This window comes from Streptococcus massiliensis DSM 18628, from assembly GCF_000380065.1.
In the GTDB taxonomy this organism is placed as follows: domain Bacteria; phylum Bacillota; class Bacilli; order Lactobacillales; family Streptococcaceae; genus Streptococcus; species Streptococcus massiliensis.
Genome location: NZ_KB904375.1, coordinates 18,089 through 31,314, shown reverse-complemented (window position 1 = coordinate 31,314; position 13,226 = coordinate 18,089). Strand labels below are relative to the sequence as shown.

General features: G+C 39.9%; 14 protein-coding genes. 1 reads left to right on the top strand and 13 read right to left on the bottom strand.

Annotated features, from left to right (window positions below):
• On the top strand, positions 1-218 hold a 218-nt coding region (locus A3I3_RS0103175), incomplete at its 5' end, for a transposase (RefSeq protein WP_018371292.1).
• A 262-nt stretch (positions 219-480) separates the two neighbouring features.
• On the opposite strand, the gene arcC is transcribed toward A3I3_RS0103175, so the two are convergent.
• The 13 genes from arcC to holA form a co-directional block, all read right to left on the bottom strand.
• Positions 481-1,425, bottom strand: a complete 945-nt coding sequence (arcC, locus tag A3I3_RS0103170) for a carbamate kinase (protein WP_018371291.1) — start codon at positions 1,423-1,425, stop codon at positions 481-483.
• A gap of 26 nt (positions 1,426-1,451) precedes the next feature.
• Positions 1,452-2,786 (bottom strand): dipeptidase, encoded by a 1,335-nt coding sequence (locus A3I3_RS0103165; RefSeq protein WP_018371290.1) that lies wholly within the window; start codon positions 2,784-2,786, stop codon positions 1,452-1,454.
• A gap of 74 nt (positions 2,787-2,860) precedes the next feature.
• Positions 2,861-4,354, bottom strand: coding sequence for a YfcC family protein (locus tag A3I3_RS0103160; protein WP_018371289.1), 1,494 nt, complete (start codon positions 4,352-4,354; stop codon positions 2,861-2,863).
• 158 nt (positions 4,355-4,512) lie between these two features.
• Positions 4,513-5,529, bottom strand: coding sequence for an ornithine carbamoyltransferase (gene argF / locus A3I3_RS0103155; protein ID WP_018371288.1), 1,017 nt, complete (start codon positions 5,527-5,529; stop codon positions 4,513-4,515).
• A 140-nt stretch (positions 5,530-5,669) separates the two neighbouring features.
• Positions 5,670-6,899, bottom strand: a complete 1,230-nt coding sequence (gene arcA, locus A3I3_RS0103150; RefSeq protein WP_018371287.1) for an arginine deiminase — start codon at positions 6,897-6,899, stop codon at positions 5,670-5,672.
• Between the two features lie 259 nt (positions 6,900-7,158).
• Positions 7,159-7,848, bottom strand: a complete 690-nt coding sequence (locus A3I3_RS0103145) for a Crp/Fnr family transcriptional regulator (protein ID WP_018371286.1) — start codon at positions 7,846-7,848, stop codon at positions 7,159-7,161.
• A gap of 42 nt (positions 7,849-7,890) precedes the next feature.
• A complete protein-coding gene (locus tag A3I3_RS0103140) occupies positions 7,891-8,397 on the bottom strand; it encodes a DUF1648 domain-containing protein (protein ID WP_018371285.1) in 507 nt (168 codons plus the stop codon).
• The gene (locus A3I3_RS0103135; protein ID WP_018371284.1) at positions 8,381-8,665 is read right to left on the bottom strand and encodes an autorepressor SdpR family transcription factor; all 285 of its coding nucleotides are present in this window, start codon (positions 8,663-8,665) and stop codon (positions 8,381-8,383) included. The genes A3I3_RS0103140 and A3I3_RS0103135 overlap by 17 nt, the downstream gene beginning before the upstream one ends.
• A complete protein-coding gene (locus A3I3_RS0103130; RefSeq protein ID WP_018371283.1) occupies positions 8,655-9,410 on the bottom strand; it encodes a YhfC family glutamic-type intramembrane protease in 756 nt (251 codons plus the stop codon). The genes A3I3_RS0103135 and A3I3_RS0103130 overlap by 11 nt, the downstream gene beginning before the upstream one ends.
• Before the next feature lie 131 nt (positions 9,411-9,541).
• Positions 9,542-10,630, bottom strand: a complete 1,089-nt coding sequence (locus A3I3_RS0103125) for a serine hydrolase (RefSeq protein ID WP_026129820.1) — start codon at positions 10,628-10,630, stop codon at positions 9,542-9,544.
• 99 nt (positions 10,631-10,729) lie between these two features.
• Positions 10,730-11,362 carry a superoxide dismutase gene (locus tag A3I3_RS0103120; protein ID WP_018371281.1) on the bottom strand — a complete coding sequence of 211 codons (633 nt, stop codon included), beginning with the start codon at positions 11,360-11,362 and terminating at the stop codon, positions 10,730-10,732.
• An 89-nt stretch (positions 11,363-11,451) separates the two neighbouring features.
• Entirely contained in the window at positions 11,452-12,090 is a 639-nt protein-coding gene (locus A3I3_RS0103115; protein WP_018371280.1) for a deoxynucleoside kinase, read from the bottom strand.
• A 97-nt stretch (positions 12,091-12,187) separates the two neighbouring features.
• Complete coding sequence (gene holA, locus A3I3_RS0103110; protein ID WP_018371279.1) at positions 12,188-13,219, bottom strand: DNA polymerase III subunit delta; 1,032 nt, start codon at positions 13,217-13,219, stop codon at positions 12,188-12,190.
• Positions 13,220-13,226 lie beyond the last annotated feature (7 nt).

Below are 13,226 nucleotides of genomic sequence, written 5' to 3'. Positions count from 1 at the left end.
TAAAAACTAAAGAATGTCAGGCGCTTTTATCTCCCCAAGGTAGACAGATTTTCGCTCAACGCAAGATTGATGTGGAACCTGTCTTTGGGCAGATAAAGGCTTGTTTGGGTTACAAGAGATGTAATCTGAGAGGGAAGCGTCAAGTGAGAATTGACATGGGATTGGTACTTATGGCCAATAACCTCCTAAAATACAATAAGAGAACGACTCAAAATTAAAAAGCTAGAGTTCCGCAATTGGGAAGCTCTAGCTTTTTTTGTGGCTGAGAATTATTTTGTCCCAGGCTCTTATTTTTCATAAGGAGAGTAATTAGTCGTCTTCATGCTGAGCTTGCTGCCCAAGAAGATCATATTAGAAAACGCTTATTTCTGATACTTAATGCAACTAACTCGCACGACTGACTTAATTTTGCTCAAGTTACTGAGCATAAAGAGGACAGAAAAATATGTTTAATTTCTTCTACAATCCTGCCTTATTTACTTAAGCTTCAATGACTGTTCCGCCTTCGTTTGTTAAAACTTCTTGGATATTTTCAAGTGAAGAAATAACTGCTTTTCCTTCTGGGAATTGTTTTACGAAGTTGATCGTTGCTTCAACTTTTGGAAGCATACTACCTGGTGCGAATTGGTCTTGTTTGATATATTCTTCCAACTCTGCAACAGTTACTTTTTCAAGTTTTGCTTGGTCTGGTTTATTGTAGTTAACATAAACATTGTCTACACCAGTTAAAACGATGAAGTAGTCTGCTTTGATGTCAACAGCCAGTTTTTGACTAGCAAAGTCTTTGTCAATAACAGCTTCAACACCGCGGAGGCTTCCGTCTTCATTTTCAACAACTGGAATACCGCCACCACCGGCTGCAACAACAACTTGACCTGCATCAATCAAAGTTTGGATAGTTTCAAGTTCTTTGATGGCAACTGGTTTTGGTGAGGCAACAACTTTTCGCCATCCACGGCCAGAGTCTTCTTTAAAGGTTGCACCTGTGCGTTCTGCTTCAGCTTTTGCTTCTTCTTCTGAGTAGAATGGACCGATTGGTTTAGACAAGTTAACGAAGGCTGGGTCGTTTTTGTCAACAACCACTTGGGTCACAACAGAAGCAACTGGTTTGTCAATTCCTTCTTTGTGCAAAGCATTTTGAAGGGCTTGTTGAAGCCAGAAACCGATGCTTCCTTCTGTCATAGCAACGAGTGAATCAAGCGGGAAAGCAGGGTTCTTTTTGGAATCAGCTGCCAAGTGTTGCAGCAACAGGTTTCCTACTTGAGGACCATTTCCGTGGGTGATTACCAAGTTATCACCATTTTTGATTAGTTTTACAAGATGTCCAGCAGTTTGCACTAAAGCTTCTTGTTGAGCTTGTGCAGATGGGTCAGATGAAAGGATCGCATTTCCTCCCAAAGCAACGACAATAGTTCTATTACTCATATATTAAAAATCCTTTTTATTGTTAATTATTGTGCTGCGAGGCGATAAATAGCCTCAGCATAAATGTCCATAGCCCTGTACAAATCCTCAACTGGTGTACATTCATTGGCTTGGTGTTCTGTCTGTGGTGTAGTTGGGAAGCAAGCTCCAAAGGCCACACAATTTGGCATGGTGCGAGCGAAGGTCGCGCCACCTGAGGAAACAGCTGGAGTCATATCTCCTGTTTTTTCCTGATAAACTGTCATAAGAGTGCTAACAAGTTTACTATCAAGTGGCACATAAAGCGGTGCCAGATAGTCAAATTCTTCATAAGTTAAACCATAAGCAGCAGCTATTTCTGTCAGTGTTGCAACTAACTGCTCCTTATCTGCAAGAACAGGAATACGAAGGTCTAAGCGTACCTCTGTCTTTTCAGCATTTAGAGTCAAACCTGCAACATTAAAAGATAGTTTACCAGATGGTTCATCTTCAATTGAACCAAAAAGGTTAGCACCTGTCGCATCTTCTCCGACACGATTCGCTAGGAAATCAAGAGTCTGATTCGGAACTATCTCAACCAAAGCTTTTGCCAAACGAATCAAGGCATTGGTGGCAAGAGCTGCGTCCTTAGAGTGCATAGGTACACCCAGTACTGTTACACAATCTCCTTCCACATCGGAATCAATGCCCAGTTCTGCAAGCTTCTTGAGCAGTTCTGTTTTATATTTTCCTCGATAGCTAGCCTTTCCAGGTACGACATTGTAAGCCTCACCAACTTCGAGGTCAAAATTAGCATCTCCAGCAGCTACTAACTTAGCCTGAAGCAAACCTTTTTCTGCATAAGTTAATGGAAATGATGAATCAGGCGCAAAGCCCATCGTAGCCACTTCTTCAATTTGATTATAACGATTCATACAACGCCAAAGCGTCTCCTCGTCTGTACCAAAGATAAACCGAATACGTTTGTTGAAAGTCACCCCTGCGTCTATTAGAGCTTTAACAGCATAGAGCGCTACCATAGATGGTCCTTTATCATCTTGGACGCCACGCCCATAAATGATACCATCTTTGACAACTGCTTCAAATGGGTTCGTCTGCCATTCTGACACATCACCGGCAGGAACAACGTCTAAATGGCAAAGAATCGCTAAACATTCAGCTGCATCCCCAATTTCTGCGTAGCCATAATAGCCCTCAGGGTCTAAATATGTACGAAAACCTAGCTCTTCAGTGAAGTGCAAAGTGTCCTCTAAAACATTTTGAATAGCTTGTCCAAAAGGCGTCCCATTTTCTCCCTCATTTAAGACCGAAGGAAAAGAAACGAGTCTCTTCACAGCCGTTAGGCAAGCATCTTGATGAACTTCTGTAACAAATTTCCTCACGGTAACCTCTTTCATTTACGAATAATGGAAAAGACACTTTAAATAAAGCATCTTTTCCTGCTAAATAGTTCTTTTTAGAAGAATGTAGCGACAACAAGAATGATAATGGTTGCAACAACAATAGCTGCAATCAATTTAGCAACAAACTTCCACCATGTGCCAAGATCAACACGGCTAAGCGCAAGAGCACCCATAACGATACCTGATGTTGGAGTAACAAGGTTGAGCACACCAGATGCTGATTGGTAAGCAGTGATAATCAAGTGTGCAGGCACCTTAGCAAACTCACCGAGTGGCGCCATGATACCCATTGTTGCACCAGCAAGACCTGATGATGATGGGATAAGGAATGACATTGGCAAGTAGAAGATATAAGTCAAAATAATGAATACTTGAGATGATAGACCTTTCAGTCCTTCTTCACCCCAGTGAAGAATAGTTGCTGTGATATGACCATCGTTCATCACAACTTGGATACCACGTGCTACCGCAACAACCAAAGCAACGCTCAATAGATCAGCTGCACCAGCCATGAAAGCTGAAAGGAAACGCTCTTCTCCCATGCGAGAAACAAAACCAATAATAACAGCCATCAAGACAAAGAGCATTGTAACTTCTGGGAAGTACCAAGTACCCAAAGCCGCTGTAGATGTTCCGACGATTTGACCGATAACTGGCAGACCAACTAACCAAGTGTTAAAATCTGCAAAATATGGTACACCAAGGTCAGCCCAAGGAACCAAGCTGATAATCATCAATACAAAGGTAAGAGCAAACACCCAAAGTACTTTCTTTTGTACTTTAGTCAATTCCACTGCTTCTGCAGCTTCATCTTTAGATACGTTAAAGTGATCCATATCGGCTTCACGGTTAGCATAAGTCAATGACTTAGTTGGATCTTTTTGAATTTTGCTAGCGTAGCTATAAACAAACCAAATCCCCAAACCTGTGATAACAATGAAAGAAATAATCCGCCAGATGATACCATCAGCCAAGCTGACACCGGCAGTCGCAGACGCAACTCCTGTTGCGAATGGGTTAACTGTTGAAGCCAAACATCCGATTTGTGAACCAAGAAGAACGATAGACACCCCGACTAAGTTGTCAAATCCTACTGCCATCATAACTGGCACGATGAGTGGATAGAAGGCCATTGTTTCTTCACCCATACCATAAGTAGAACCACCTAGAGCAAAAAGTGTCATCAAGATTGGAATCAACATCTTTTCGCGACCCTTGTATTTCTTAACGACATTGGCAATACCTGCATCAAGGGCACCAGTTTCATTAACAACACCAAGGAAGGCACCAACCATCATGATGAAGAAAGAAACTTCAATGGCTTTTGATACAGTTTCAGTACCGAGCATGGCACGGATTGGTGCCATAAAGACGTCATAAATCCCTTGTGGGTTACTTTTTACAGCTTCATAAGTTCCTGCGATCAAATGACCATCTTTATCTGCTTGGAATTGACCTGCTGGAATAATCCAAGTCAAAAGAGCAATCAAGGCGGTGATTATCATCAATACAGTGAAAGATGAAGGCATTTTAAAACCTTTTTTCATTTTATCCTCCTAAATTAAGCAACGAGAATGAATCTCGAATCGATTTCATAAGTAATGAGAGATACTTGAAATGAACAAGCCCTCTCAAACAAAAAGTCGCCCTGATTCTGATTTCCTCAATCAAAACCAGAACGACCAGTTCTGCTAGCTAGTTAGCATTATACTTTTGGAATGAACAATTCTCCAAGAGTTGCTGCCATGACAGCTTTGATTGTGTGCATACGGTTTTCAGCTTGATCAAATTGACGTGCATATTTGCTGCGGAAGACTTCATCCGTAACTTCCATTTCTTTCACGCCGAATTTTTCAGCAACATCTTTACCGTAAACAGTGTTTGTGTCGTGGAAGGCTGGCAAGCAGTGCAAGAAGATAAGGTCTTCGTTTTCTGCTTTCTTAACCAATTCCATGTTTACTTGGTAAGGTTGGAGAAGGGCAACGCGTTCAGCAAATTTGTCTTCTTCACCCATTGATACCCAAACGTCAGTGTAAAGAACATCTGCGCCTTTAACAGCTTCATCTGCATTATCAGTGATTAGCACATGTGCTCCACTTTCTTTTGCAAATCCCTCTGCCAATTCAACGATTTCTTTTTCTGGGAAGAGTTCTTTTGGTGAGAAGATGTGTACATTTACACCAAGGATCGCACCAGTTACAAGCAAGCTGTTTGCAACGTTATTACGTCCGTCACCACAGTAAACCAATGTCAAACCTTCAAGTTTTCCGAAGTTTTCTTTTACTGTCAAGTAGTCAGCCAACATTTGAGTTGGGTGCCATTCATCAGTCAAACCATTCCATACAGGAACGCCTGAGAATTCTGCCAATTCTTCAACCATGCGTTGGCTGAAACCACGGAATTCGATACCGTCAAACATACGTCCAAGAACTTTAGCTGTATCTTCAGTAGATTCTTTCTTGCCAAGTTGAATGTCGTTAGCACCAAGGTATTCTGGGTGTGCACCAAGGTCAATAGCTGCAGTTGTGAAGGCTGCACGAGTACGAGTTGAAGTTTTTTCAAACAAGAGTGCAATATTTTTACCTTCAAGGTAGCGGTGAGAAATGTTGCGTTTCTTCAAATCTTTCAAGAAAGCTGAAAAATCAATCAACCATTCCAACTCTGCACGAGTAAAGTCTTTTTCAGCAAGGAAATGTCTACCTTTAAATACTGATGTTGTCATTCTGTTTTTTTACCTCTTTTTCTTTTTATCAGATAAAACATCTACATAAGCGTTTGAGATGATCATCTAGTTTTAACATCTTACCACTAGACCCACTTTCTCATAGGTAAGCGGGTCTAGCAAGGAAGATTGAATACTTTTTAAAGTTCTTCACGTTCAAATGGCATAGACATACAACGAGGTCCACCACGACCGCGAACCAATTCACTTCCGCGGATCTTAATCAAACGAAGTCCATATTCTTCAAGGATCTTGTTAGTAACAACATTGCGATCATACACAACTACCACACCTGGTGCGATTGTAAGAGTGTTTGAACCATCGTTCCATTGTTCGCGTCCAGCAGCAACGATGTTTCCACCACCACAACGAATCAAGTGAACTTTTTCCACACCCAAGTTTTCAGCCAAAACCTCTGCCAAATCACCGTGTTCTTCAACAATCTTCAGCGCTTCGTTTTCGTAAGTTACAGAGTAAACGCGAAGGTCACCTTCAATTTCTGGGTGAATAGTGAACTTGTCATAGTCAACCATAGTAAATACGGTATCCAAGTGCATGAATTTACGGTTGTTGGCAAATTCAAAGGCCAATACTTTCTTGAAGCCAACATTTTTCTTGAAGATGTTGACCAAAAGTTTTTCGATAGATGCTGCGTCAGTACGTTGTGAAATACCTACTGCCAGAACATCTTTAGAAAGAACGAGTTCGTCTCCACCTTCGATACGAGTGGTTTCTTCGCGGTTGTAAACAAGGTCAACATTGCCACCATATACTGGGTGATATTTGAAAATGTACTTACCGTAAAGAGTTTCGCGGTTACGTGTATCTGCAAACATGTGGTTGAGTGATACTGCATTACCGATTGTTGCAAATGGGTCACGTGTGAAGTAAAGGTTTGGCATTGGGTCTACCGCAAATGGGTAGTCTGACTCAACAAGGTCAGTCAAGCCTTTTTCTGATTCAGGTACTTCTGGCAATTCTGCTTTTTGGAAACCAGCCATTGTTTTTTCAACCAGCTCTTGATTGTCTTCAATAGCTTGGAGAGCTTTGCGGATTGCTTTCTTTGTTTCGCGTCCGCGAATGTTTGCTTCTTCTAACCATTCTTCGATGAATTGTTCACGAATTTCTGGTGAAGTAAGAGATTCTGCAGCAAGTTTTTCGAGATAAAGTACTTCAATACCTTCGTTACGAAGAGCTTGAGCAAATGCGTCGTGTTCTTTTTGAGCATCTTCCAAGAAAGGAATGTCATCAAAAAGAAGACGTTCTAGGTAGTCTGGCAAAAGGTTTTCAAGTTCCTTACCTGGACGGTGAAGCATAACTTTTTTCAATTTGCCAATTTCTGAAAAGACATGAATTGGATGTTGCGACATCTTCAATCCTCCTTAATTTTTTCTTGTGAGGTCAAATCATCTCAACCTCTTAACACCGTTATTATATCACCATATGATAACGCTTCCATGATTGATTTATCATTTAAAATGCCAAAAATCTTACATCATTTTATGTTAAAATGAATATTTTGCATTTAAACCCGATTTTTTGTGGATAAAGTCACAAATTTATTTGTTAAAAGAATATTTATTTTTTTGGATTTTTTTAAATTTTTTATAAAAATAAGCCAGTGAATTATCACTGACCATTTTGGTATGTTTCAAGGAAAAAAGTTTTATCTAAAAAAGTAATCATTTTGCGCTCATAACGAATTTTTTCTTCTTCTTTTAGCTTCTTTATCACTTGGTGAACCGTCTCACGAGTGGTGGCTGCAAGACGAGATAACTCAATCATACTGACAGCAAAGGGAACATAATCTTTTTCCTTGCAAAAATCTAAGCAGAGTATCGACAAGGCTTGGATCACTCGATCTCGTGCCCCTGCTAAAGTAGCATTTCGCAATCGTAATTCATGAAATGCCAAAATTTTGGATAATTCTGTAACAATATGAATAAGCTGTTTTGGTTCTAGCTTAGCAAAATGCTCAAAAGCCTCCACAGGGATTGTAAAGTATTCCACATCTGTCACTGCTACTGCAGTATAATGATAAGCCGCATCCTCAAACATTCCTCCATAAGGAAAGAGGGAATTCTCTTTAGCATAATCTAGATATGAGTAGGAAGCCGTCTGATCATATTGCTCAATTCGTGCATAACCTTTGTAAAGCAGAAAGAGGCGATCGCGTGGGTCACCTTCAAAGAAAATAATCTGCCCTTTGGGACTTTTACGAAATTTAATATCACTAGCCAGCCGGTCAAAATGCTCTGTTCGTAAATTGATAAAAGCTGGATGCTGGCGGATAAACTGATAATGTGCTTTCTGTATCATTTTTCATATGCTCCTAGAGATATTATATCATATTGTTGTTCATTATCCTAGAAAGAGTGCACATAGCAAGGAAAGACTCCCTGCTACAATCAAAGAATAAGCCAGTTTTCTACTAGTTGATTTTCTATGTTGATCCACTATAACCTTTTTAGGAATATAATTACCAAGACCAATGAATACAACTCCTACCAAAACAAGTACCATTTTTCTAATATTAAACTCTGAATTAAGAGCTCTAAAAAGGATGCCAGTCTGCAAAACCAGCGCTACGATGGGAATAATCCAACGAATAAAGTGTTTGAATATTTTATTGGTTATTATTTGAATTACCGTTGTCCAATAAATGAATAGCTGAAAAAGAGAGATTACAATTGGAAAGCCCCAAAGAAATAGCTCCTTATTCATCAGTCCATCTGCTTGGCCTGTAAAAGAAAAATGCACAGCCAGTTCTTGCGGTAATTCCTTATAAATATAAAGTCCATAAAGTACTGGTAGCCAAATGACCAGCACTGAAAGTATCAACTCTTTCATATTATTTTTCAATTTCATTATTTTTTCCTCCCGCGAACGCAGCAAGCCAGACTAAGATTTCTTCAAAAACAGTAGCATCTAAATAATAGTAAATAAAGTTTTTCTGCCGTTCCTCATAGATAAGGCCTGCTTTTTTCAACTGGGACAAATGGTAAGATACCGTCGCTCCCGTTAAATCAAAAGCTTGAGCAATTTCACCAGCCGATTTGGGCCCTTTTTTTAACATTTCCAAAATTTCCCGCCGAACTGGATCGGCTAAGGCTTTCATGGTTTCACTAATTCCCATAAGAAAGCCTCCCCTTTTCTAAAATAAACCGTTTTGTAAGGTAAACAAGCAAGACAAAAGATAAAACAAGTAGCACTTCAACTGTCCATAGAGGCAAAAATCCTACTTGAGAGAGCGCTGCCGGCAAATCGAAAAGAGCATGAAAAAGCAAAGCCCAGCCATAATAGCGCAGTTTGCCATTTGATACGCCAGCACAAACCCAAATAGATAGACATAGCTGAGCAGCGAAAGCAACAATTCTCTCGAACACTCCTAAAATAAGTGTTGTTGCAGTCACACTTTTTAAAACCATCTCATACCCAGCACCAGCTCTCAAGGCATGTGGCATTGCAAAAATGACCATCAGGCCGATCATTTGGGCTCCTCCGACCAAAAGGAGTTCTGCTCCACCATGTCCTGCACCGTAGGAAAGGGCATCTGCAAAATTAAGATGACGCTTCCTTTTGAGAATCTTAAACAGAATCAGCCTCGTTGTTTCCTCAAACACTGCCGCAGTAGCAATAGCATACAGGACATAGAGAAGAGGTTTGTTCTGCATGAGGGGAATCTGACCGCTTGGACTAGGATGTAAAACGAAATAGTGTAAAATCGACTCTAAAATACGAGACCCAACTATAAAACCAGCTAGCCCAAGCCCAAAAACTGTCCATTTTAAAAATTGTCTTTTTCGCAACCACCAGATTGCTCCAGCCATAAACATTAACAAACAAATTAAAGCTACTGATAGAAAAAACATAATATTCATTGAGAGACTTCCTTGAAAAGTATTTAGAAATATTTCTAAATATCATTTTACACCCAAAGTTTTAGAAAATCAAGAAGTATTTAGAAAAAAATCTAAATAGCATTAAAAAAAGAAAGAGTTTCCTCTTTCTCTCATGGATTTTGATTGACTCGATGCCACTCGTTGATAACATAACAGATTTGTCCAAGTTGATAAATACCCACGCCGTTTACTTCTTCACTGGCTGGGGTCGAACCTCCCAACCCTGCCGTATAAAGGGCAACTAGGTAAGGCTGCGCTTCGTAAACAATAGCATCTACATTGAGTGCTTCCCCCACATATCCTGGTTTCTGCTGAATGGTAACCCCATCAACAAACTTTTTGTAGTACTCGTTAGGGAAAGACTCTCCAATATAATAAAGCAAATCTTGATATTTATCTTTATGATTCCAAAGATAATCCAGCACTTGGATATAGTAGTTAGTCGTCGTATAATTCTCTTCGCTAAAAGTCTTAATTTCTCCTTTGGATTGACCATAACGTCTGAACATCGTCCGAGCTTTCTCAATCCCTCCAAGTCGATCTGCCAGAGCATAGGCAGGCGTATTTTCTGAATAAAGGAGTGAATACATCTGCATATCTGGAATAGTCATCGCACCGCCAAAAGCATTTACATAGTTGTCATGCTCCCCTTGATACTCATAATAAGTATTGGTGATGTCGAACCGCTCAGTCAAGGTAAACTTGCCCTTCTCTACCTCATCAACTACCAACATATTAAGCGGCAACTTATACGTTGACCCTGCCCTCATGGGTTGAGTTTCATTCATCTCAATCAACTCACCTGTTTTGGGGTTCTTGTAGGAAAAGGCAATACTTTCATGCGGAACGCCCATTTCATCCAGATAAGCTTGTACTACCTGTTGCAAGTTAAGATTGGCATAATCGTAGACCAGACCATAGGCTTCCATGGTTGGCAAATCTTGCTCTACCACAGCTTTTTTGGCATCAGCAGATTTAACAACTAGTTGAGGGCTTGTCTCTCTTTTTTCAGCATTTTGACTCGTACCTTTCTCAGCTACCCTTGATTTACTTTCTCTGCTAGCCTTGATTTCTGAACCCTTCAAAGCCCCATGCGAGTGAAGATCCATCAAAGTGTAAATTCCTAGAATAAGCACGCAGCCAAGCACTAACACAATACACAGCACGCTAATCTGTTTTTTATTTACTACTATCTTCATTGTCAAACCAGTATAAAAAAATCTAAAAAAAATTTCAAGCAGTTTTAAAATTTTTTTATTTTAAACAGCAAAAAACGAACCTTTCGATTCGTTTTTAGATTATTTTGCTGCCGCATACAATTCGTTGACCTTGTTCCAGTTAATCACTGAGAAGAAAGCCTTGATGTAGTCTGGGCGAACGTTGCGATATTTGACATAGTAGGCATGTTCCCAAACATCCAAGCCCAAGATTGGTGTCTTGCCTTCTGAGATTGGCGTGTCTTGGTTAGCCGTTGAAAGAACTTCTAGTTTTCCTTCTTTATTGACAACCAACCAAGCCCAGCCTGAGCCGAAGCGCGTGGTTGCTGCCGCAGCGAAAGCTGCCTTGAAGTCGTCAAATGAGCCAAAAGTTGCGTCAATATCTGCTGCCAATTCCGCTGAAGGAGTTGTCTTTTCAGGTGTCATCAATTCCCAGAAGAGAGCGTGGTTCAAATGCCCACCACCGTTGTTAATCACCGCTTGGCGAATATCTGCCGGGATGGCATTCACATCAGCCAACAAACTTTCCAAATCTTCACCAATTTCTGGGTGTTTTGAATCTTCACCAATTTCTGGGTGTTTTGCAAGAGCCGCATTGACATTGGTTACATAAGTATTATGGTGTTTGTCATGATGCAGGTGCATGGTTTCTTCGTCAATATAAGGTTCAAGTGCGTCATATGCATATGGAAGGTCTGGTAATACAATAGCCATAGAATTATATCCTCGTTTCTTCATTTTCTATCATTCATGATAGCGGAAATACGAAACTTTTACAAATAATCTGCTTGAAACTTTATTCACTAATCATCCAAGCCCAAAGCTCGCATTTCGTTACGAATATAGCTGAAAACACGCTTCCAATCGTTTTCTTTGTGGATATCTAACCCATCCGTCTCAATTCTAATTTTTGGACTTTGATCATAAGCCTCGTACCAATCTGCATAATGACTATGCAAGAGTTGATAATAATCTTTCAGGCCATTTTCATCTGTTGGCTGCTCATAAGAACGGCCTCGCTTCTGGATGTTTTCCAAAATATGCTCAAAACTTCCATCCAAATATACTAGCAGATCTGGCGCTTTCTTGGGCAGGCTTGCAATTTCCTCCATCATATTATCTAACAAATCTAAATAGATATCATACTCTTCTTGGCTAATACTTCCCTTGAGTGTATTGATATAGGTGAAAAGCGCGTCTTCATAGATGGAGCGATCTAGCACATTATTATTTGCAGCATAGGCTCTTTTAATAGACTTAAAACGTCGATTGAGAAAGTAAATCTGCAGGGCAAAACCATACTTATCTGGATCCTCATAATATTTGTCTAGGATAGGATTGGTATCAACTGGCTCGAAAAAAGCTTCTGTTCCTAGAGCTTCTGCCAACTTTTCTGTAAAAGTGGTCTTGCCCACACCAATCATTCCTGCTAATATAATCACAATCGTTCTTATCCTCCGTTTTTCTATATCTTGTTATTCAATATACATCATAACACAATATATAGTGTTTTTCAAGAAAAACAGTAGAAAATTTCTACTACTTGCTTGCAATTTTTAAAAGTGCCATATCTAGCAAATAATCCTTGTCATAGACTCCTGATTTGATCTGAAAATCCGTCTCAATCAGAATCATCATAGCCGTCTTAATTTGGTCTAGGCAAAGATTTCTACTATCTCGTAAAGCAAATTTTATCTGATAGGGATTGACCTTTCGTCCAAGAAAATCAGATAAATCACTAACAATCTGCTGCTCTGTTCGCCCACTATCAGCCAGAAGTCTCACCTGAGCATAGGTGCGAAATTGCCCCAACATAATAGCAAGTAGCTTGACCTCATCTTCTCCTTGCAAAGTCAAATCTCGCACTAGCACACGCGCAGCGTCAATTTGCCCTTTGAGAACAAACTGCGTCAAGTCAAAGATATTATCCTGAAGAGTTTTAGGAATCGCTTGGTCAATATCTGCTAACTCAATGGATGCATTTCCTTTATAGTCCTTAAGAAAAGCAATATTTTTTGTCAATTCTCCAAACTGAAAACCTGATTTTAACAAGAGTTGTTCAAAAACAGGTACAGAAAGGTTTAACCCTTGCTCCTTGATATAGCGAGTAAAATACGAACGTAGATCCTGCTCTTTTAGGACTGCTGCTTCAAAAATCTGTCCATCACGCTTCAGCAATTTGACAAGGCGACGTTTGCTATCTAGCTTTCCCTCTGCAAAAATGACTAATTTTGTTGTCTCAAGTGGTGCCTTTAAGTAAGATTCAAACGATTGAAGCTCTTCATCTGTCAAAAATCGCTTCTTGCTCGTTGTCAAATCTGAAAAATGATCCAAAATAACAATTTTTTCATCCGCAAAAAACGGTAAGCTAACCAAATCTAACTCAAGCTCTTGATAAGCTGTTTCCTTTACATCGAAATAAGTATAATTTAAATCCGCTGGGTCAAAAGCTATTTGCTCTAAAAAACGACTCTTCATCAGCTCAAACTGCCCCACATCATCCCCTGTTAAAACAGTCAAAGGAGAAAGATTGGCAGGAGTTAACTGTTCAATTTCTTCAATCGCTAGCACGAGGATC

Excerpts from the sequence above, each read along its gene's own strand:
- A3I3_RS0103145 (WP_018371286.1), bottom strand. The coding sequence starts at position 7,848 with ATGATACAGAAAGCACATTATCAGTTTATCCGCCAGCATCCAGCTTTT.
- A3I3_RS0103160 (WP_018371289.1), bottom strand. The coding sequence starts at position 4,354 with ATGAAAAAAGGTTTTAAAATGCCTTCATCTTTCACTGTATTGATGATA.
- A3I3_RS0103135 (WP_018371284.1), bottom strand. The coding sequence starts at position 8,665 with ATGGGAATTAGTGAAACCATGAAAGCCTTAGCCGATCCAGTTCGGCGG.
- A3I3_RS0103120 (WP_018371281.1), bottom strand. The coding sequence starts at position 11,362 with ATGGCTATTGTATTACCAGACCTTCCATATGCATATGACGCACTTGAA.
- argF (WP_018371288.1), bottom strand. The coding sequence starts at position 5,529 with ATGACAACATCAGTATTTAAAGGTAGACATTTCCTTGCTGAAAAAGAC.
- arcA (WP_018371287.1), bottom strand. The coding sequence starts at position 6,899 with ATGTCGCAACATCCAATTCATGTCTTTTCAGAAATTGGCAAATTGAAA.
- A3I3_RS0103130 (WP_018371283.1), bottom strand. The coding sequence starts at position 9,410 with ATGAATATTATGTTTTTTCTATCAGTAGCTTTAATTTGTTTGTTAATG.
- arcC (WP_018371291.1), bottom strand. The coding sequence starts at position 1,425 with ATGAGTAATAGAACTATTGTCGTTGCTTTGGGAGGAAATGCGATCCTT.
- A3I3_RS0103140 (WP_018371285.1), bottom strand. The coding sequence starts at position 8,397 with ATGAAATTGAAAAATAATATGAAAGAGTTGATACTTTCAGTGCTGGTC.
- A3I3_RS0103125 (WP_026129820.1), bottom strand. The coding sequence starts at position 10,630 with ATGAAGATAGTAGTAAATAAAAAACAGATTAGCGTGCTGTGTATTGTG.